Raw genomic sequence first — 19427 nt, forward strand, 5'->3', positions numbered from 1 at the left:
GCGGCTAGGCCGGCAGGGGCCCTCTGCTCTCCGGTAGCGCCATTACCCCGGGCGTATCGGCCCGGGCCCTGAACACCGCCTCCGGCGCATCGACCGGCAGAGTGATGGTAAAGGTCGTCCCGGCGCCGAGGGAACTTTCCACATCGATCGTCCCGCCATGGTTCTCCACGATACCGTAGGAGACCGACAGTCCCAACCCCGTCCCGCTCTCCTTCTTGGTCGTGAAGAAAGGATCGAAGATCCGCTTCAGATCCTGCTCGGCGATGCCGCAGCCACTGTCACGTACCCGGACCAGCACCTCCCCTCCCGTCCCGGCAAGAACGGTTTCCAGCATCAGGGTGCCACCATCCGGCATCGCCTGGGCGGCGTTGAGGAGGATATTCATGAAGACCTGACTGATCTGGTTGGCATCGACATGGAGCTGCGGCAGCAGCGCCGTGTAGTTACGGGTGATGCAGATATTCTGGAAGGTCGCCTGATTTTCCAGCAACCGCAGGGTATGGTCGAGGAGATGATTGATCGATGCGGTGGTCTTGTCGGGCGGTGCCTCCCGGGAGAACTCCAGCAGTCGCCGAACGATCCCGGAGCAACGCTGGGTCTCGCGGTAGATGACGCTCAGGTCGTCCCGCAGCGCCTGGGGGAGGCTGTGGTTCTCCAGCGTCAGGGAGGAGAAGACCATGATCCCGGTGAGAGGGTTGTTGATCTCGTGGGCGATACCGGCGACCAGTTCCCCCAGGGACGCCAGCTTTTCCGAACGCACCAGGCGCTTCTGGATATCCTGAACCTGACGGGTACGCTCCTCGACCTTGCTCTCGAGGGAGGCCGCCAACTCCCGCAGCTCCCCCTGGACCCGCCGCAGGTTACCGGTCATTTCGTTGAACGCCTCTTCCAGTTCGCCCAGCTCGTCCTTGGCCAGTCTCTCGATCCGGCCCTCCAGGTCGCCCTGCGCCAGCCGCCGGGTATGGGCCAGCAGGTCGCGCACCGGCCGATGGATGAAGCGGCGGATGACCACCGCCAGACTCGCCCCCAGGGTGAAGAGGAGGCCGAGGGTGGCCAAAATCATCCGTTCGCGGAAACCGGCGGTGCTGGCGGTCATCTCTGCGAGGGAGACCGTGATGTCGAGAACTCCCAGCAACTGGTCCCCGGCGGGGTGTTCGTGACAGGCCGCCGTGCTGCAGGAGGGCTGGTTGTAGATCGCCCGCGCCATTCCCATCACCGTCTCCCCCTGCTCATCGACAAAACGCCGGCTGCGGCTCATGGAAGAGGCGGCCAGCAGCGGTTCAACTGCCACCGGGCCGTGACACATGTTGCAGGAAGGCTCGCCCTTGTCAACCTGAAGGCCAACCTCCTCGGGCCGTGTCGAGAAGCTGATGAGGCCATCCTTGTTGATCAGGCGGATATGCCGCACCCCGCGCTGAAAGCCAACTTCGGCAATCGTCTGATAGACCCGGGCGCGATCGTCCTCGAGCATCTGGTGAAAGGTGGTGCGGAGGATGGTTTCGCTGAGGTTGTCGATATCCTTCACCGCCTCGGCGATGGAGGTCTCCTCGAGGGAGCGGATACTGAAATAGGCGAAGAGGAGCATGGCCGAAATCAGTACGGCGCTGGTCACCAGGGTGAATTTGGTCGTCAGGCGCAGCTGCATGGCACAGGTTCCCCGGGGATAAAAATTAATAGATATTAACCTTTTTTTGCCACAATGCAACCGTGCGGAATGGCTGCCGTCGCTTTACCCGGGGACTCCCAGCCAAAAGGACCCGGTTGCCGGCTGCAACCTTCCTGTGCTATGGTTCGCAGCGATTGGCCCTTCCCCCGCGGAGGCCCCACAGGGGTCTCCGGTTTTGCATTTTTCGGAGGTTCCCCCGTGAAGTTTTTCAAACGTCTCGTCCTGTTGCTGATCCTGGCGTCCCTCGGCTGGCTCGGATTCTTTCTGCTGCGTGACCTGACCCCGCCGACCATCGCCGTCGCCCCGAACGGCGGCCCGCAATCCCCGCGCCGTCCCCTGAAGATCACCCTGAACGACCAGGGGCTGGGACTACGAAGCGTCCAGGTCACCCTCGTTCAGGGAGCAAAACAGACCGACCTGCTGGTGCGCAGCTATCCCGAAGGAACGACCTCCATCGAGGAGACCATCGACCTCAGCGCCGCCCAACCGGCGGAAGGCGCCGCCCGGGTCGTGGTCAAGGCCGTCGACTGGGGACGCTTTCGCTTCGGCCAGGGGAACAGCGCAGAGACGACCGTCGATTTTGAACTCGACAGCAAACCGCCGCAGATCAACATCCTCACCCGCCACCACAACTTCAACCAGGGAGGCTCCGGTTTGGTGGCCTACACCCTCTCCGAAGCGGTCGACAAGACCGGCGTCCAGGTCGGCGACCTGTTTTTCCCCGGCTACCGGCAACCTTCCGGGGACTATCTCGCACTCATCGCCTTTCCCTGGGACATGAAGAGCGCCGACTTCGTCCCCCGGGTGGTCGCGACCGATCTCGCCGGCAACGAACGGGTTACCGGCATTTACTACCACACCAACCCGCGGACCTTTCCCCGCGACAGGATCAACATCACCGACAGCTTTTTGCAGAACAAGATCGTGCCGACCTTCCAGGACACCTTCCCGGAGACGACCCTCCCCCTCGAGCTCTTTCTGCGCGTCAACCGTGAACTACGCTCCCGCAACCTCGCCACCCTGCGCCAGATCGGCAGCCGCAGCGCCGAATCCCCCCTCTGGCAGGGGGCGATGCTGCGCCAGCCGAAGGCGGCCGCGCCCGGCTCCTTTGCCCAACCGCGCACCTACACCTACCAGGGGAAGGTGATCGATCACCAGACCCACCTCGGCTACGATTTCGCCTCCGTCGCCCGGGCCCCGGTTCTCGCCGCGGCCGCCGGCCGGGTGATCTACGCCGAGGAACTTGGCATCTACGGCAACTGCGTCGTCCTCGATCACGGCATCGGCCTGCAGACCCTCTACGGCCACCTCAGCCAGATCGACGTCAAGGTCGGCGACAGCGTCAGCCGCGGCCAACAGATCGCCCGCACCGGGGCGAGCGGCCTTGCCGGCGGCGACCATCTCCATTTCGACGTTCTCGCCTCCGGGGTCCAGGTCAACCCGATCGAATGGTTGGACGACTCCTGGGTGAAGAACAACATTACCGCCAAGCTGGTCGCCGCGACCCGCTGATTGAAACATTTGGCGAGAGACAAAAAGGGCGGGGCACCCGATCGGGTGCCCCGCCCTTTTTTATTCCCTGGCGTTCGCGAAGTTCATTTGGCGCTGGTCTCATCCGGCGCTCCCGAGAGGAGTACGGCGACCCAGTGGGTCTCCTCATTGGCCTTGGCCCAAAGCTGGACCAGCATCGTCAAGGGGACCGAGAGGAGCATCCCGACCGGACCGAGCAGCCAGCCCCAAAAGACCAGGGAGAGGAAAACGACCAGAGTCGACATCCCCATCCCCTTGCCGAGCAGGCGTGGCTCGACGACGTTGCCGATCAGCATGTTGACCGCGAGGAAGCAGCCAGCCACGGCGAGGGCCGAGCTGGTGCCGAGCTGCAGCCAGGCAAGGAGCGTGGCCGGAACCGCGGCGATGATCGAACCGATATTGGGAATAAAGTTGAGAAGAAAGGCGAGAAAACCCCACAGCACCGGGTAATCGACGCCGAGCAGCAGCAAGCCGACGGTGACGAGCAGACCGGTGACCAGGCTGATGAAAGCCTTGATCGCGATGTAGTGCTTGGTGCTGTCGAGAAACTCGGTGATGCGCGCCAGGGTCTTGCCGGCATCGTTGCGGATCGTCTCGATCTTGGCGCTGAAGATCGCCGCCTCGAGGAGCATGAAAATGACCGTCATGCCGATCAGGAAGGCATTCCCCAGCAGCTGGGTGAGACCGCCGAGCAGGGTATTGACAAGGCCCATGGCGGCACCGGGGTTGATGATATTCTGCAGGCCTTCGGCGGGGAGGGAGATGCCGAAGCGGGCGAGCCAGTGAATCACCGCCCCGGTCGAATCCTGCAGGCCTTTCATGTAGACCGGCAGCGTCTTGGAAAAACTCTGGATCGACGTGGTCAGGATCAGCGAAACACCGAACAGCAGCAGGACCATGGCCGCCAGCACCAGTGCCACCGCCAGCGGCTGCGGCACCCGGCGCCGCCGCAACCAACCGACCGGCGCCGCCGCGATAATCGCGATGAAGGCCGCCAACAGGAAGGGGAGAACGATCTCCTGCGCCGAGCGAATCGCGGCAAAGATGATGATCAGGGCAGCAATCGAAATCAGCCGGGAAGTACCAGGTTGCATGGGGGGGAATTCCTTGCGATCGAGAAAAGTGATGGGGGGGGCGACCGGCTTCAGCAGCGCCGGTCGGCCTGGCAGGTGCCGATGCCCGGACCGGAATCGCGATCCCCCGGTAATGGTAACAGAGGATGCGCGGGCCGGGAAGGTAGCGCGCTTCAATCTCGGAGCAAAAACCGGCCGCCGCCAGCAGCGCCGGAATGTCGCGGTCGAGGTGGCAGCCGCCGGCGACCCGGCGCCACCAGGGTTGCAGGCGAGCCTGCCAGCGACGTACCTTTCTATCTGGCGCCCGGCCGTGTTCAAGAAAGAGGAGCTGGCCGCCGGGGACGAGGACGCGGGCCATTTCCGCCAGGGCGGCGGCGGGGTCGGCAATGGTGCAGAGGGTATAGGTGCAGACGATGGTGTCGAAGCTGGCAGCCGCGCAGGGGAGGAGTTCGGCGCAGGCAGCCAGAGGCTCGACCGTTATCGCGGATTGGGCCACGCGCCGGCGACCGCGGCGGGAGAGCTGCGGCGACGGATCGACGCCGACGACGCTCCTCACCCGCGCCGGGTCATAAAAAGGGAGATTGCGGCCGCTGCCGATGCCAATCTCCAGCACCCGCCCCCGGGCGAGGGGGACGATCCTGGCACGCTGGCGGCTGATCAGGGCGAGGCCGCAGACGAGGTCGGTGAGCCAGGGGAGGATATGACGGTCGTACCAGTTTTCAGCCATGGGAGGGTCCTGGCGAATCTAAACGGTTGCGGCGAAAGCCGCTGAAAAGGGTCCGCTGCAGGTGACGCTGGCTAATTGGCGACGCCCTCATTCCGGCCCATGCCAAGCTTGCGCATGCGGCGATAGCCGAGCCATACGGCAATGAGATAGGCAAGGGCGAAGGGCGTGCCGCGGAAGATGAAGACTACCCAGTAGCGGAGCTCCATCCCAAAACCGACCAGGCTGGCGAGGACCAGCGGGACCAGGGAAACCAGCGGTATGGCCGCCAGATCGCGCCAGCGACCACGGAAGCGCCACAGGGTATAGCCCTGCAGCAGCAGGTAAAGGGGGATGGAGACAAAGTCGAGGCCGAAGAGGAGCCCGTCGAGGTTCCTCCGGCGCTGTTCGAAGGGATCGACGGTAAGTGTCCGCTGCCGCTCCTCGTAGCGCTCCAGCTGACTGACCCAGGCGGCCTTGGGCCGCTCTCCGGTAGCAGCAGCCGTCTGCTTCCAAAAGAAGGTGAACGGCTTGGCAATTTCGCCGATCTTCTGCCGGTTGGCATCGAGAATTTCAACCCGCAGCTCATCGATCTGGGTGGGGGAGGAAAATCCAATCCAGCCGAGAGCTTCGTGCTCCCCTGCGCTCTGCAATTGGGGGTAACCACTGTAGAAATCCGCCTCCAGCTTTTCTCCCTGCGAGTAAGCGGAATAGGCGAACACCAGCGGGATATCGCTGCGATAATCGACCTTCATATACAGTTGCTGTTCGACGGCCAGGGTACCACCCTCTCCGGGGTCGGTAGCGGCGAGATTTACATGCAAATCAAAGTCGGCCCACGCCGGAGGGGCGCTGAGCAAAAGCAGGGCCATCAGCACGGGTAACCATCGGGACGCCAGGGGGACACGTTTCATTGCATACCTTCCCGCGGGCAGGGGAACAGACAGGGACGGGTTCAGTGCCGCGATCTCCAGCACCTGCCCTCCAGCATATGGGGTGCCCCGCTGGCACCGCGGGGCGACGCGGGCAGCTGTGTTTTGGGCAATGCCCCGGATCGAAATACGGCTGGTTTTGGAACAGTATATACCGGAATGGATTTCAGGGAGGGGAAACGTTTGGCGCGGGTGACACCATAGGTTCATTTGCCCCCTGTGGTGTCACCCATTAAAAGGCGCCGGTCAATGGGTGACACCATAGGTTGACATTCGGCTTTCTGCCAGCCTCCTCCCCTCCCCGCCTATTCTCCCCCGCCCTGATCAGCCTCGGTCCGCAACTGATCCAGCAGCTCCTGCCAGGCCGCCCGGTACTCGGGATGGCCGGCGAAAAAGAGGTCATTGTGGCCGACGTCGGGGAGGACCAGCAGCCGCTTCGGCTCGGGGGCGAGGGCGAAGAGCTCCTCTCCCATGGCAAGCGGCACGATCTGGTCGGCGCTGCCGTGTACCAGCAGCAGCGGCGCCCGGAGTTGGCCGATCCTGGCGCGGTTGTCGTATTCGGCTGCAAGGACCCAGCCGAAGAGACGAGCGAGGAGCGGGTAGTGCAGCCGCCCCATGGCCGCCACCGAGGTGAAGCCGCTCTCCAGCACCAGGGCGGCGGGCGGGGCTTCGAGGGCGAGCTGCAGGACGATTGCCGCGCCGAGGGAGCGGCCGAGGTAGATCGTCCGCTGCGCTGGCCAGCCCTTTTCTTCCAGCCAGGCCAGGGCGCCGCGGGCGTCGCTGTAGGTGCCGGTCTCGCTCGGGGTGCCGGCGCTGCGGCCGTAACCGCGGTAGTCGAAGATCAGCTGCGGCAGGCCGAGCTCGTGAAAGAAGCGCAGCAGCTCGATGCGGTCGGCGATGTTGCCGCCGTTGCCGTGGCAGAAGAGGAGCGCCGGCATCCCCGCGTCGCCGGGGAGAAACCAGCCGTGCAGGCGGGTGCCGTCGGCGGCGGCGAAGTCGACCTCCTCAAAGTCCAGACCGGCGGCGGCCGGGGTGGCGGAGAGCTTGGCGGAGGGGAAGTAGAGGAACTGGGATTCGAGCATGGCATATCCCGGGAGGGGCAGGTGGAGCAGGAGCAGGCCGAAAAGGAGGGCCCTGGCGCTGGGCGGGGCGATCGTCATGCCGGCACCTGGGGGCTTACCCCTCTCCTCCCCCCCCGCTGCTGCGCAGAAAGACGACCAGCGCGCCGTCGCCGCCAAGGCGCGGCGGGGCGACGCCCCATTCGAGGACCAGCTTTCCGGTCTGCTCCCGCAGGTAGCGGGCGACCGCCTCGCGCAGCACCGGCCCTTCGGCGGAGTGCTGGCCGCGACCGGTGACGATCAGGACGGTGTGCTGCCTCTGGTAGGCAGCGTCCTGCAGGAACCAGCGCACCTTCTCCAGCGCCGGCTCGCGGAACAGGCCGTGGAGGTCGAGGGTCGCCTCGGGGAGGAGCTGGCCGCGGCGCAGCTGGCGCATGCGGCGGGGGGCGGCGCGGGGGAGATCGTCAGGGGGTAGCGGTTCGGGGTAATCGTCGCTGAAGGTGACATCGAGCTGGCCAACGGCGGCGAGGAACTCGTCTTCGGGGGTGGCGCGCGGCGGCGCCTTGGCGGGGGCGCGTCGCTCGGTTTCAGGGGGGAGCGGCTTTTCGAGGGCGTTGGCCTCGTCCTTCTGGGCGACGCCGAGCAGCGCCATCTCGGCGGCAAAGAGCTCCTCCTCCGAGAGCGGCGGCGCGGGCGGGGGGCGTGGGACGAACTCCTTTTTCGGCGCCTCCGGCGGAGCACTGGCGGAAACAGACAACCCCTTCAGATCCCTGAAGGGGTTATTGGCAAAATCTTTCGATTTCGGTTTGGAACTCTTTTTCGCCATCAGCGCCGGACGATCTTGCGCCGCCCCTGCATCAGCTTGGTCTGCTGCTTGATGAGAGTGCCGGTGCTCTCGAGGTGGAACTGGTACCACATATCGCCGAAGCCCTTCATGTTCATCTTCTTGCCCGCCTTGAGCAGGGCCAGATTCTCCTCGAGGTCGGCATCACCGGGGCAGCGCTTGAGGCCGAGTTCGAGGGTCGCGATCGCCTTGCTCCGCTCGTTGATCTTGTCGAGGCAGTAGGCGTAGATCGCCCAGAGCAGCGGCTCCTTCTTGGTAGCAGCGGTCGCCTTGTCGAAGGTGGCGATCATCTGCTTGCTCTTGTTGCGCTTCATGTAGCAGATGCCGAGCATCGCCATCGCCACCCAGTGGCGGACAAAAGACTTCTGCAGGTAGTCGAAGGCCTCGGTGAAGTCGCGCTTCAGGTAGAGGACGGTGCCGATCTGGGCGTTGATCTGCCCCTTGATGAAGAGCTGCCAGGGGGCGTACTTCATGCCGCTCTGCAGGGTGCGGATCGCCTTCTCCCAGCGCTGGGCCTGGAGGTCGCGCTGGGCGCTCTCCATCAGCACGCCGATCTTCTTCATGACAAAGCGGGTGGCGAGGAAGTAGATGCCGGCAAAGAGGGCCAGGGCGATCGCCGACGAGATCCAGATATTGACGTCAAAGGCCTGGATGAGGCCGAAGTTGACGAGGAGACTGATGACCAGGGCAATGACCAGGTTGAGCATGGGATGGATGGGTCCTTTCGGGGTGAGTTTGCAGCGGGCAAGAGTGTAGCAACCCTCCCGGCAAATGTCAAAACATTCGCAGGTTCAGCGCGGCAGGACGGGGTGCCAGACGAGGCGATCGATGCCACGGTCGGCGAGGTCTTCCGGCAGCGTGTCGTGGCGCAGGAACTGGGTGTTCCCCCCCTGCAGCAGCGGCACCCGGTGACGCGGCGAGCTGAGGGTAAAAACCTCCCCGCAGCCGGCGGCGCAGCCACGCGGGTCGCTGCCGCTGCGGTAGGGGCAGTTGCGGCTGCTGGCGACCATCGCATAGGGGTAGTGGAGCGACCCGTGGAGGCCGCCCGGCAGGGGCGCGATCCCCTGCAGCAGGTTGTCGAGCTCGACCCGGGCGATCCCCAGTTCTGCCAGCAGAGCCCTGGCCCCGGCGGCGTACCAGCTGCCGCTGCGAAAGTACTCCTGCTCGGCGGCTGAGAGCTTGAGGTCGAGAATCTGCGGCCCGCGCTTCTGCCCGGAGAGGACCCGGCCGAGGACGACGGTCCGCTCCGGATCGACTTCCCGCACCAGCTCCAGGGCGCCGAGATCGGAGATCAGCACTTCGTCACCGGCGGCGAGCAGCGGCAGAAACTCGCCAAGGAGGCGGCGCAGGGGGTCGAGGGAGGTCTCGATCAGGACCGGGGTGGCGAGGGTGAAGGGGATGCCGGCGCTGCGGGCGGCCTGCAGCGCCTGACGCAGTGCGGGGAGCGTCGGCAACATCCAGGGGCAGAACTCGGCGCCGAAGTAGAGGCGGGAAAAACCGGCCGGCAGGGCGCCGTCGAGGCGGTTGAGAAAGAGCGCGCGCTCCATCTCAACCCTGGTGGTCAGCGGCGGGGACGAGCAGGGTCAGGGTCTGTCCGGGGCGCAGCACGTGGTCGGCGGAGAGATTGTTCCAGCCGATGATCTGCGCGGTGCCGACATCGAACTGGCGCCCGATCCCCCAGAGGGTGTCGCCGGGACGGACCTTGTAGATCACCTTCTGGGTCGGTCCGCTGCTCGCCTTGGCCGTCGTCTTGACCGGCTTGGCCTGTTTCGCCCCCTTGGCGGAGACGACCAGGACCTGACCGGGGCGGATGGTGTTGCTCCAGCCGAGGCGGTTCCAGACCCGCAGCTCTTTTTCGCTGACATCAAAACGCTGCGAGATCTTCCAGAGGCTGTCGCCGCTGCGCACCGTGTAGAGCTGGCGGCGGGTGCGGATATAGTCGTCCTTGAGCTCATCCACCGGCAGCCGGCTGAAGCTCTTGTGCAGCGGCAGCACCAGGTCGGTGCCGATGGAGAGCACCCGCGGGTTCTTGATGCGGTTGAGGGCGATGATGTCATCGACGCGGATGCCGTACTGCTTGGCCAGGGCGAGCAGGGTGTCGCCGCGCTTGACCTTGTGATGCTTGTAGTTGGCGCGCTGGCTGGCGGGGATTTTGGCATAGCCGGCGAGGAACTGCTCGCGACTGCCAGCGGGAATCCGCAGCTGGTAGTCGGTCTCGCCCGGCGGCGTGCACCAGCGCTTGAGCTCGGGATTGAGCTGCTTGATTAGCTCATAGTCGACGTCACAGAGACGGGCGACGATCTCGAGGTCGGTAGCGCTCGGCACCGTCACCGTGTCGTAGGCGAGGGGGTCATGGTACTCGATGTCGGTAAAGCCGTACTTTTCCGGCTCCTTGGCGATCAGCATCGCCGCCAGCAGCTTCGGCACGTAGTTCTTGGTTTCGGCTTGCAGGTACTTGCCGCGGGAGAGCTCCCAGAAGTCGCGGGTGTCGTACTTGCGCACCGCCGTCGCCAGCTTGCCGGGGCCGGCGTTGTAGGAAGCGACCGCCAGGTACCAGTCGCCGTCCATGCGCTGATGCAGGTCCTTGAGAAAACGGGCGGCGGCAGCGGTCGATTTCTCGAAGTCACGACGCTCGTCACGCCACCAGTCGCTCTTCAGCCCCATCATTCTCCCGGTACTCTCGATGAACTGCCAGGGGCCGACGGCGTGAGCCCAGCTGTAGGCGCGGTCGTTGAACCCGGATTCGATCATCGCCAGGTAGGCGAGGTCCTGCGGCAGGCCGGCGGCCGCGAAGGTCTCGCGCATCTGTGGCAGGTAGCGGCCGGAGCGGGCGAGCCAACGATTGAAGGCGTTGCGCGCCGGGCCGGTGTAGTAGTCGAGAAAGTAGCGAACCTTGTCGTTTTCCACCACCGGGAAGTCGAAGGTGACCGCGGCCGGTACCGTGATTCCCTCTTCCTCGGGGGCTGCCTGGTCGGCGCCGGCGAGGACGGCGTTGTCTTCGAGGGTTTCGGCATCGACCCCCTCCACCTCAACCGCCGCCTCTTTGGCCAGCGACTCGATTTCGGCTAGGGCGGCATCGACTTCGTTCTCACCGGAAAGAGCGAGGTCGTCCGGTGCGGCAATCAGCAGCGGCAGTGTGGCAGGGTCAACCGGGGCGGTTGCCGCAACCGGTCCCTTCGCCGGGGGAGGCGTGGACGGCAGGCAGCCGGCAAGTAGAGCCACCAGGATGGCAGCGAGAAAAGAACGCATCATCAATTCCTCCTGAAAAACCGCCACAGGCTATAGGAGTTCCCCTTATGTGTCAAGGAGTTCCGCCTCACCGGGCCAGAAACGGCGCTGCAGTTCGGCGAGCAGGGGCAGGAAGCTGGAGCGGTCGAGGGCGGTAACCGGCAGGGCGGAGAAGCGCCGTGCCAGGGCTTTGGCCTCGCCGGCATCGATCAGGTCGATCTTGTTGAAGACGAGCTGGCGAGGGATACGGTCGAGTTCGAGGTCGGCGAGAATCCTTTCGACCGCCATGATCTGCTCTTCGAAGCGCGGGTTGGCGATATCGACCACGTGCAGCAGCAGGTCGGCATCCTCAAGTTCTTCCAGGGTCGCCTTGAAGGCGCCGATCAGGTTCTTCGGCAGCTGGCGGATGAAGCCGACGGTATCGGTGATGATCACCTCCCGCTCCAGCGGAAAGCGCAACCGGCGGGTGGCGGTGTCGAGGGTGGCGAAGAGGAGGTTCTCGGTGAAGACGCTGCTCTGGGTCAGGGCGTTGAGGAGGGTCGACTTGCCGGCGTTGGTGTAGCCGACGATGGAGACGATCGGCACCTGGGCGCGGATCCGTTTCTGGCGCCGCTGTTTGCGGCCGCGGGCGAGGGTGTCGAGCTGTTTTTCGAGCCGCGAGATGCGCTCGCGGATGCGGCGCAGGTCGATCTCGAGCTTGGTCTCCCCCGGACCGCGGCCGCCGATGCCGCCCATCAGGCGCGACATGGCGCTCCCCTTGCCGCGCAACCGCGGCAGGATGTACTTGAGCTGGGCGAGCTCGACCTGCACCTTGCCGTCGAGGGTATGGGCGCGGCGGGCGAAGATGTCGAGAATCAGCTGGGTCCGGTCGAGGATCTTCAGCGCGGTGATGGCGGCCAGTGAACGGGCCTGCACCGGGGAAAGTTCCTGGTCGAAGATCAGCAGTGTCGCTCCCTGCTGCAGGGCGCTGATGATCACCTCCTTGAGCTTCCCCTCCCCCATCAGGGTATTGGGGTTGAGCTGGCGCGGGCGCTGCACCACCCGCTCGAGGACGACGACATCGGCGGTGCGCGCTAGCTCGCTCAGCTCGTCGAGGGAGTCTTCGATCGCCTGACGCGGCGCCTGGCTGACCGAGATCAGCAGCGCCTTCTCGCGAGTGTCGGAGAGATCGACGGTCTCGGCCATCTTCCGCTCGAGCTCGGCGTCGAGGGCGGGCAAAAAGGCGGTGAGATCGAGCTCGAAGTCGTGGAGATGGGGCGCAGCCAGGATTTGGGTGGCGGGTTGGCCCGGGCGCGGCGGCAGCAGATGGGCATAATCGACCCGTCCCGGCAGGCCGTCGCTGCCAACGGCGATGGCGGCGATCAGGTCGAGCCGCAGCAGCGCCAGGTCGGTAAGGTCGTCCTGGGAAAGGGGCTCCCCTTTCAGGTGGGTGTGGACGCAGCGCAGGCCGCGCAGGCCGCTGCGACCGAAACTGAAGGCGGAGAGGTCGGGAATGACGATCTCACGGTCGTCGCCGACGATGACATGGTGAATCGTCCCGGCGCGGTCGATGATCAATCCGAGCTGGCGACGCAGCTCATGGGAGCGCTCGGTCAGGTAGCGGCCGAGTTCGGGGGAGATCAGCTGCTCGGGAGGAATACGCCGGCGATAGATCCGCTCCAGCGCCTGGAGCTGGCTCGGCTTGAGACCGGCGAGGTTACCGTAGAGGGTGGTCTGAGCCATGGCTTAACCCGCTATCAAGGTTTTCACGCGCTGGCGCGTGAGAAAGACTGCTGCGACCAGAGAAAGGGATTCCTTGGCCACGGATGAAGACGGATTAGACGGATCAGGCCAAATCACTCGGAACAAATCCCTTGCACCGACCCTGAAAACCCGTGGTGATCAGATTTGATCGTTGTCCGGAGAAGCCAGGCGAAAAAGTTGTTCAAACAAAAGGGGACCCCAGCAGGGGTCCCCGGTATGCTCAGGCAGACTAAGACCGCAGCATCAGGCCGAGACCACGACGTTGAAGCCGGCATCGACAAAATGAACCTCGCCGGTGACGCCGCTGCCGAGATCGGAGAGGAAATAGACGGCCGATTTGCCGACCTCTTCCTGGGTGACGGTGCGCCGCAGCGGCGCGTAATCGTCCATCAGGGCGATCTTCGACTTGAAATTGGCGATCCCCGAGGCGGCCAGGGTGCGGATCGGCCCGGCGGAAATGGCGTTGACACGAATCCCCTGCTCGCCCAGCTCGGCGGCGAGGTAACGGGTCGCCGACTCCAGCGCGGCCTTGGCGACGCCCATGACGTTGTAGTTGGGAACGGTGCGGGTTGCGCCGAGGTAGGTCAGAGTGAGGATGCTGCCACCGTCGGGCATCAGGGGCACGGCGTAGCGGGTGACGGCGACCAGGGAGTAGGCGCTGATATCCATCGCCAGCTTGAAGCCGTCACGGCTGGTCTGACTGAAGGGACGCTTGAGGTCTTCGCGGTTGGCGAAGGCGACGGCGTGGACGACGAAGTCGATCTTCCCCCAGGCCTTGCCGACTTCGGCAAAGGTGCGCTCGATATCGGCATCGCTCGCCACGTCACACGGAAGGATCAGGCTGGCGCCAACACTCTCGGCGAGGGGACGCACCCGTTTCTCCAGCGCCTCGTTGAGATAGGTGAAGGCCATTTCGGCCCCCTGCTCGTGCAACTGCTGGGCGATCCCCCAGGCGATACTCATATCGTTGGCGACACCAAAGATGATGCCGCGTTTGCCCTTCATCAGACCCATTGCTTCGTCCTCCGTGGAAATTGATAACCGCGCTACCCGCCGCCCCCGGGCGGGATAAATCGCAGGAATCCTGCATGACCGCTCCGCCGCGAAGGAGCCGCTAGCGAAGTAGCATTATCTATCAGACTATGGCCCGTAAATCAAGGTTTTTGACCAGGAGCGGCCGCTTTCGCCGCGGGGGTCTCCGGCAGCGACTTGTCGCTGCCGAGGAGGATCAGCAGGTCGTCGGCCTGGCGGTAGCCGGGCAGGATCTTGCCGTCGGGGAGGACCAGGGTCGGCGTCGAGCGAATTCCGAGTTCGGCGGCGAGCTTGAGGGTGTCGTCGACCTCCTGGCCACTGCAGAGCGGCGGGGGCACCGGCTGGCCGGCAAAGCTCGCTTCGAGCATTTCCAGGGAGCGGGCGCAGACGATGCTGCGCGAGATGCTGTCGGCGTTGGGGTGCATCGCCAACGGGAAGAGCTTGATGTAAAAGGCGATCTGCGGATCGGCGGCGACCACCTGCTTGAGCTCGGCGTGGAGCTTGCGGCAGTAGGGACATTCAGGGTCGGTGAAGACGATGATCCTGGTTTTGGCGGTGGGGCTGCCAAGGAGGAGGGCATCCTCCAGGGGAATGCGCTTGACATCAATGCTGTTGCTGCGGGCCATCCGCTCCTGGGTCACGTTCTTCTTGTCAGCAAGGCGGATGATGTTGCCCGAAACCACGTAGGACTTGGAATAGTCGACGTAGAGGGGGAACTTCTGCTGATTCTTTTCGACCTCGACCGCCCAGACGCCGGGCATCTCCGCCTCCTCGACCTTGAGGACGCGATCGACGCCGTCCCCGAGCAGGCGGTTTGCCTCGGTGACGGTGAGGCTGTGGCAGTCGGCACACTTGCCGGCGCCGCAGCCCCCTTCCATGAAGGCGAGGGCTGGCGTGGAGAGCAACAGGACGAAAACCAGAACGGGCAGCAACTTCATCGGATAACCCCTCTATCGACCACCTTGCCGACCGGCACCCTGCCCGTCGTTCTCCGGTGGTTCCTGGACAAGGAGCTATTTTACTTGTTTAACCCTCCCGGCGCAAGAGGGTCTCCGGCGAGCTTCTCCGGAGCGCACCTTATTTGATCAGGCCGACCTCCCGGAAATAGCGGGCGGCGCCGGGATGGAGCGGCGCCGAGAGCCCCTCCAGCATATTCTTCCGGGTCAGGGTCGCCAATGCCGGATGCAACGTGCGCAGCTCGTCGATATGTTCGAAGACCTCCCTGGTGATCCGGTAGATGGTTTCTTCAGGGATATCGGCCGCAGTGCAGATCGTCGCCTTGACGCCGAAGGTTGGCACATCGTCCTGGTTGGCCACCCCCGGGTAGTCCCTGACCGAGGTCAGGACCGGCGCGTAGTAGGGCTGTCCGGCGACCAGCTTCTTCACCAGCTCGGCGGCGACTGGCACGAAGTTGACCTTGCGCCGCCCCGAAACCGCCTCCCGGATCGAGCCGTTGGGGTGACCGACGGTGTAGAAGTAAGCGTCGATACGCCCCCGCTGCAGCATGCCGGCCGCCACCACCGGCTGGATCCCTTCGGTGGTGAGATCCTTGTCCACATCGATTCCCGCCGCCTTGAAGAGATCGAGGGCATTGACCCGCTGGCCGGTCCCCGGGATGCCGATGTCGACCACCTTTCCTTTCAGGTCGGCCACCGACCGAATATTCTTGTCGACCGCGGCGAGGATCGTTACCGCCTCGGGATGCAGGGAAAACATCGCCCGCAATTCGGTCTGCGGCTTACCGGCCCAGGCGCCGCGGCCGGTGTAGGCCTCGTACTGGATATCGGACTGGACCACGCCGAGCTCCAGGTCTCCGGCCATCAGGGCGTTGACGTTGTAGACCGAGCCGCTGGTCGATTCGACGGTCATGCGCAGGTTGTATTCCTTGCGCTTCATGTTGACCAGCTTGCTGATCGCCCCGCCCGCCGGGTAGTAAACGCCGGTCAGCCCCCCGGTACCAATGGTGACGTACTCGGTCGCCGTAGCGGCCACGGCCGGAGCAAAAATTATCAACGTGGTGATGGCGAACAGTGAAAGAAATCTTTTCATGCGCTCTTCTCCCCCGGAAAGTGAACCTAGACGCCAGGGTGGACGGATGGCGGTTGACAAGCAGACCGCCGCCGTGAAAAAATCCGCCTGCCATCCGGTTGCCGTCACCCTCTCAAGACCCAGTCCATGGATATTTTCAGCATCTTTGCCATCGCCCTCGCTCTCGCCATGGACGCCTTCGCCGTCGCCCTCGGCGCCGGGCTGACCCTGCAGCGCCTCGGCGGCCGCCACCTCTTCCGGTTCGGCTTTCACTTCGGCCTGTTCCAGGGGCTGATGCCCATCCTCGGCTGGCTGGCCGGCCTGACCATTCAACGCTGGATCGAAAGTTACGACCACTGGGTCGCCTTCGGACTCCTCGCCCTTGTCGGCGGCAAGATGATCCACGAAGCCTTCGCCGCTGCCGAGGTGCGGGACGAGCGCGACCCGACCCGGGGGCTGACCCTGGTGCTCCTTTCGGTCGCGACCAGCATCGACGCCCTCGCCGTCGGCCTCTCCCTGGCGATGCTCCAGGTTTCGATCTGGCTGCCGGCGCTGGTTATCGGTCTGGTCGCCGGCGGCCTGACCGTTGCCGGCATGCTCCTCGGCCGCCGCATTGGCGCCCGCCTCGGCGCCCTCTGGGGACCACGGGTCGAAATAGCCGGCGGCCTGATCCTCATCGCCATCGGCATCAAGATCGTCCTCCAGCACCCCTGACCCATCTCCTCCCTCAGCACTCAGCGCCGCCCCCCCATGCCCCGATGGGGAAAGCCGGTGACATCGAACTGCCAGTCGCTGAATCCGAACATGTAACCGTGATCGAGATTGCGAAAATGCCACTGGTTGCGGTGGTTGAAGGCGACCAGGCGATTCATCGCCGCGATATCGAGATGCCAGCCGCCGTTTTTACGGTGCAGAAAATAGGGAGGGTTGCGCCGCTCTTCGATCGGAAAGCGGATCACCGCCAGCGGCCCGTTGCTGATTACCGCCGCATGACTCCAGGCGGCATCGAGAGCGGCCAGTTCATTGTCCTGCTGGACATCGGTCACCAGCCAGCGCCGCAGAAACTGTCGGGTTTCCGTGGTGTAGAGATCGAGGTCTGGGTCCTTCAGGCGCAAACGCAGGACCTGGCGGTAAAGGTCGAGGGTGGCCAGCGGCGTGGGCTGGGCGCGAAAGCGGTCGGATTGGGTGGCCACGACCGCTGACGCAGCGCCGGCACCGATAGCGACCGGGATGCGCGCCCCGGCTCCGCCCCCGGCATGGCGAAGCGGCAACGGGGAAGTCGCTGATTCTGCTGGCTCCTCGCCTTTCAGGGCCTTGCCGACCAGCAGCTCGGTGGTGGCGGCGATGCCGTCGGCGACCCGGCCGGAGGCAAAGAAGGGGGCCATCTGCCGCATTTCGATATAACCGATAAAAGCGTCGGGGAAGATTCCTTCGAGATCGTAACCAATCTCCATGCGCACCTGGTTCCCCTCGGGATCAACCAGCAACAGCACCCCGCGGGCGCCCCGGACCAGGCTCTCGCGACCGAACTCTTCAAACAGCTCCCGCGCCGTGGCATCGAGATCGGGGGCGGGCTGGTCGAGAATCACCAGCCAGAGGTGGACGTCGATCTGTTTCAGCAACTGGCTCTGCAAGGTGCCCAGCTGGCGTTGTTCCGCCCGGGTCAACAGTCCGGCCCGGTCATCGATCAGGCCCGGGGCCGGATTGACCTGTTCACAACCGAAAAGGGCCAGGACCTGCAGCAGTCCCAGCATCAGCCAGCGCCAGTTTTTCCAGGTGCCTGAAGCTCTCACGATCCTCCCACCAACAGCAGAGAGAGCTGTGGCCAGTAGGTGATGATCAGGACGCTGAGGAGCAAAATCAGGAAGAAGGGGATCGTCGCCCGGTAGATGACGGTAATCGGTTTTTTGAACCGATAGCTGGCGATAAAGAGGTTGAGGCCGACCGGCGGCGTCAGGTAACCGATCTGCATGTTGGCGAGAAAGATGATGCCGAGATGGAGCGGGTCGATGCCGAAACCGATCGCCACCGGCAGAATCAGCGGGACCACCAGCACCAGGGCCGAAAAGATGTCGAGCAGGGCACCGAGTACCAGCAGGAAGAGGTTGAGCAGGATCAGAAAGGTGAGCGGGCTCGAAACGTGGTTGCGGACAAAAGCGAAGAGCCGGGTCGGGACGCCGGCGTCGATCAGGTAGTTGGTCGAGGCGAGGGAGACGCCAAGGATCAGCAGGATGCCGCCGACCAGGACCATCGACTGCCGGATGATCCCCGGCAGCTTGCGCAGGGGAATCTCCCGCAGGATCAGGACCTCGGCGAGAAGGACATAGACGGCGGTGACCGCCGCCGCTTCGGAGACGGCGAAGTAGCCGCCGTAGATGCCGCCGAGCACCACCAGCGGTAGCGGCAGCTCCCACTTCGCCGCCCGGAGCGCGGCGCCGACCTCGCGCCAGGAGGAGGCGGCGAGGGGGAGCCGGTGGTTACGGTTGCACCAGAGGCTGTAGGTGCCAAGGAGGAGCACCATCAGGGTTCCGGGCAGGAGCCCGGCGAGGAAGAGCCGATCGATGGAGACCCCGGCTCCGGCGCTGCTCTGCTGGGCGACGATGCCATAGAGGATCAGCGGCAGCGACGGCGCGAAGAGCAGGCCAAGGCTCCCTGAGGTGGTGACCAGACCGAGGCTGAACGCTTCGGTGTAGCCGTCCTCGCGCAAGGCCGGGTAGAGGAGCGCGCCGAGGGCGATGATGGTCACCCCCGAGGCCCCGGTAAAGGCGGTGAAGAGGGCGCAGACTGCCAGGGCGACGATCGCGAGGCCGCCGGGCATCCAGCCGATCAGTGCCCGGGTCAGGCGCACCAGCCGTTGCGGGGCGTGGCTCTCGCTGAGCAGGTAGCCGGCAAAGGTAAAGAGCGGGATGGCGAGCAGTACCGGCATTTCGGCGATACGGTAGAACTCGATGGCGACCACGGAGAGATCGACCCCGGAGCGCTGGAAACCGAGCAGGGCGCTGGCGGCAATCACCGCGAAGAGGGGCGCGCCGAAAAGGGCGAGCAGGATCAGAACCAGGCCGGCGAGGATCATTCCGCGACCTCCCCGGCAATCAGCCTGAGCAGGTCCCGGATGAGGAAGACGCCGTAGCGCCAGGCGATCAGGCCAAAAGCGAGGGGAATCGCCGCCTCGAACAGCCACGCCGGAATCCCGTCGAGGAGAGTGGTAGCGTATTCGCGCTCGCCGGCGACGAAGCGGCCGCCATGCCAGGCGAGCAGACCGCAGAGTCCGGTTGTAAAGAAATCGACCAGGACCCGGGTCGCCAGGCCGAGCCGGCCGGAAAGCCAGCGCGAAAAGATATCGATATTGATGTGGTTGTCGTCCCGGCTGGCGGCGACGGCGCCGAACAGGCCGACCCAGAGCACGAGGATGCGCAGCAGCTCATCGCTCCAGACAAAGCCGGCGGCGAAGAGGTTGCGCTGCACGATCTGCAGGGCGGCAAGAACGAGGAGCGCACAGAAGAGCAGGACCAGGAAGGCATCCTCCAGGCGCCGCCCGCAGTGATCGAGCTTGACGAGAAATTTCGGCAGGGGTCGGTTCATGGTAACCA

At 64.7% G+C, this 19427-nt stretch carries 17 protein-coding genes and 1 pseudogene; 2 read left to right on the forward strand and 16 right to left on the reverse strand.

The genetic code is table 11. From position 1 onward, the window contains the following. Positions 1–4: 4 nt before the first annotated feature. Positions 5–1645, reverse strand: a complete 1641-nt coding sequence (locus tag DBW_RS12560) for a sensor histidine kinase (RefSeq protein WP_082820339.1) — start codon at positions 1643–1645, stop codon at positions 5–7. A 219-nt stretch (positions 1646–1864) separates the two neighbouring features. Between DBW_RS12560 and DBW_RS12565 the strand changes: the two genes are divergently transcribed. Next, the gene (locus DBW_RS12565) at positions 1865–3178 is read left to right on the forward strand and encodes a M23 family metallopeptidase (RefSeq protein ID WP_066727849.1); all 1314 of its coding nucleotides are present in this window, start codon (positions 1865–1867) and stop codon (positions 3176–3178) included. 83 nt (positions 3179–3261) lie between these two features. Here DBW_RS12565 and DBW_RS12570 read toward each other — a convergent pair whose 3' ends face one another. From DBW_RS12570 to DBW_RS12625, 12 genes and pseudogenes are all read right to left on the reverse strand, one after another. Further along, positions 3262–4290, reverse strand: a complete 1029-nt coding sequence (locus DBW_RS12570) for an AI-2E family transporter (protein WP_066727850.1) — start codon at positions 4288–4290, stop codon at positions 3262–3264. Between the two features lie 97 nt (positions 4291–4387). Further along, positions 4388–4996, reverse strand: a pseudogene (locus tag DBW_RS19290) (class I SAM-dependent methyltransferase); the annotation flags it as partial. Between the two features lie 71 nt (positions 4997–5067). Then, the gene (locus DBW_RS12580; RefSeq protein ID WP_157471889.1) at positions 5068–5886 is read right to left on the reverse strand and encodes a hypothetical protein; all 819 of its coding nucleotides are present in this window, start codon (positions 5884–5886) and stop codon (positions 5068–5070) included. Positions 5887–6209: 323 nt separating this feature from the next. After that, complete coding sequence (locus DBW_RS12585; RefSeq protein ID WP_066727853.1) at positions 6210–7064, reverse strand: alpha/beta hydrolase; 855 nt, start codon at positions 7062–7064, stop codon at positions 6210–6212. Between the two features lie 16 nt (positions 7065–7080). Beyond that, complete coding sequence (locus DBW_RS12590) at positions 7081–7788, reverse strand: Smr/MutS family protein (RefSeq protein ID WP_066727854.1); 708 nt, start codon at positions 7786–7788, stop codon at positions 7081–7083. Continuing rightward, complete coding sequence (locus DBW_RS12595; protein ID WP_066727855.1) at positions 7788–8513, reverse strand: tetratricopeptide repeat protein; 726 nt, start codon at positions 8511–8513, stop codon at positions 7788–7790. The genes DBW_RS12590 and DBW_RS12595 overlap by 1 nt, the downstream gene beginning before the upstream one ends. An 84-nt stretch (positions 8514–8597) precedes the next feature. Continuing rightward, positions 8598–9353, reverse strand: coding sequence for a hypothetical protein (locus DBW_RS12600; protein ID WP_066727856.1), 756 nt, complete (start codon positions 9351–9353; stop codon positions 8598–8600). A gap of 1 nt (position 9354) precedes the next feature. Then, on the reverse strand, positions 9355–11058 hold the full coding sequence (locus DBW_RS12605) for a lytic transglycosylase domain-containing protein (protein ID WP_066727857.1): 1704 nt from the start codon (positions 11056–11058) through the stop codon (positions 9355–9357). Positions 11059–11100: 42 nt separating this feature from the next. Continuing rightward, positions 11101–12756 carry a GTPase HflX gene (gene hflX / locus DBW_RS12610; protein ID WP_066727858.1) on the reverse strand — a complete coding sequence of 552 codons (1656 nt, stop codon included), beginning with the start codon at positions 12754–12756 and terminating at the stop codon, positions 11101–11103. Positions 12757–13020: 264 nt separating this feature from the next. Then, positions 13021–13791 (reverse strand): enoyl-ACP reductase FabI, encoded by a 771-nt coding sequence (locus tag DBW_RS12615; protein ID WP_066727859.1) that lies wholly within the window; start codon positions 13789–13791, stop codon positions 13021–13023. Between the two features lie 140 nt (positions 13792–13931). Continuing rightward, the gene (locus DBW_RS12620) at positions 13932–14747 is read right to left on the reverse strand and encodes a DsbC family protein (protein ID WP_066727860.1); all 816 of its coding nucleotides are present in this window, start codon (positions 14745–14747) and stop codon (positions 13932–13934) included. Positions 14748–14886: 139 nt separating this feature from the next. Then, the gene (locus DBW_RS12625; RefSeq protein WP_066727861.1) at positions 14887–15858 is read right to left on the reverse strand and encodes a TAXI family TRAP transporter solute-binding subunit; all 972 of its coding nucleotides are present in this window, start codon (positions 15856–15858) and stop codon (positions 14887–14889) included. Between the two features lie 126 nt (positions 15859–15984). Between DBW_RS12625 and DBW_RS12630 the strand changes: the two genes are divergently transcribed. Further along, the gene (locus DBW_RS12630) at positions 15985–16551 is read left to right on the forward strand and encodes a manganese efflux pump MntP (protein WP_066727862.1); all 567 of its coding nucleotides are present in this window, start codon (positions 15985–15987) and stop codon (positions 16549–16551) included. Positions 16552–16571: 20 nt separating this feature from the next. On the opposite strand, the gene DBW_RS12635 is transcribed toward DBW_RS12630, so the two are convergent. The 3 genes from DBW_RS12635 to DBW_RS12645 are packed head-to-tail and all read right to left on the reverse strand — an operon-like array spanning position 16572 to position 19419. Further along, positions 16572–17630, reverse strand: coding sequence for a TPM domain-containing protein (locus DBW_RS12635; RefSeq protein WP_157471890.1), 1059 nt, complete (start codon positions 17628–17630; stop codon positions 16572–16574). Continuing rightward, positions 17627–18910, reverse strand: coding sequence for a TRAP transporter large permease (locus DBW_RS12640; protein ID WP_066727864.1), 1284 nt, complete (start codon positions 18908–18910; stop codon positions 17627–17629). Before DBW_RS12640 ends, DBW_RS12635 begins: the two co-directional genes overlap by 4 nt. Beyond that, positions 18907–19419, reverse strand: a complete 513-nt coding sequence (locus DBW_RS12645) for a TRAP transporter small permease (RefSeq protein ID WP_066727865.1) — start codon at positions 19417–19419, stop codon at positions 18907–18909. Before DBW_RS12645 ends, DBW_RS12640 begins: the two co-directional genes overlap by 4 nt. Between the last annotated feature and the right edge of the window lie 8 nt (positions 19420–19427).

It is taken from the genome of Desulfuromonas sp. DDH964, assembly GCF_001611275.1.
Taxonomy (GTDB): domain Bacteria; phylum Desulfobacterota; class Desulfuromonadia; order Desulfuromonadales; family DDH964; genus DDH964.

Excerpts from the sequence above, each read along its gene's own strand:
- DBW_RS12560 (WP_082820339.1), bottom strand. The coding sequence starts at position 1,645 with ATGCAGCTGCGCCTGACGACCAAATTCACCCTGGTGACCAGCGCCGTA.
- DBW_RS12620 (WP_066727860.1), bottom strand. The coding sequence starts at position 14,747 with ATGAAGTTGCTGCCCGTTCTGGTTTTCGTCCTGTTGCTCTCCACGCCA.
- DBW_RS12585 (WP_066727853.1), bottom strand. The coding sequence starts at position 7,064 with ATGACGATCGCCCCGCCCAGCGCCAGGGCCCTCCTTTTCGGCCTGCTC.
- DBW_RS12595 (WP_066727855.1), bottom strand. The coding sequence starts at position 8,513 with ATGCTCAACCTGGTCATTGCCCTGGTCATCAGTCTCCTCGTCAACTTC.
- DBW_RS12580 (WP_157471889.1), bottom strand. The coding sequence starts at position 5,886 with ATGAAACGTGTCCCCCTGGCGTCCCGATGGTTACCCGTGCTGATGGCC.
- DBW_RS12605 (WP_066727857.1), bottom strand. The coding sequence starts at position 11,058 with ATGATGCGTTCTTTTCTCGCTGCCATCCTGGTGGCTCTACTTGCCGGC.
- hflX (WP_066727858.1), bottom strand. The coding sequence starts at position 12,756 with ATGGCTCAGACCACCCTCTACGGTAACCTCGCCGGTCTCAAGCCGAGC.
- DBW_RS12640 (WP_066727864.1), bottom strand. The coding sequence starts at position 18,910 with ATGATCCTCGCCGGCCTGGTTCTGATCCTGCTCGCCCTTTTCGGCGCG.
- DBW_RS12630 (WP_066727862.1), top strand. The coding sequence starts at position 15,985 with ATGGATATTTTCAGCATCTTTGCCATCGCCCTCGCTCTCGCCATGGAC.
- DBW_RS12570 (WP_066727850.1), bottom strand. The coding sequence starts at position 4,290 with ATGCAACCTGGTACTTCCCGGCTGATTTCGATTGCTGCCCTGATCATC.
- DBW_RS12625 (WP_066727861.1), bottom strand. The coding sequence starts at position 15,858 with ATGAAAAGATTTCTTTCACTGTTCGCCATCACCACGTTGATAATTTTT.
- DBW_RS12645 (WP_066727865.1), bottom strand. The coding sequence starts at position 19,419 with ATGAACCGACCCCTGCCGAAATTTCTCGTCAAGCTCGATCACTGCGGG.
- DBW_RS12600 (WP_066727856.1), bottom strand. The coding sequence starts at position 9,353 with ATGGAGCGCGCGCTCTTTCTCAACCGCCTCGACGGCGCCCTGCCGGCC.
- DBW_RS12615 (WP_066727859.1), bottom strand. The coding sequence starts at position 13,791 with ATGGGTCTGATGAAGGGCAAACGCGGCATCATCTTTGGTGTCGCCAAC.
- DBW_RS12590 (WP_066727854.1), bottom strand. The coding sequence starts at position 7,788 with ATGGCGAAAAAGAGTTCCAAACCGAAATCGAAAGATTTTGCCAATAAC.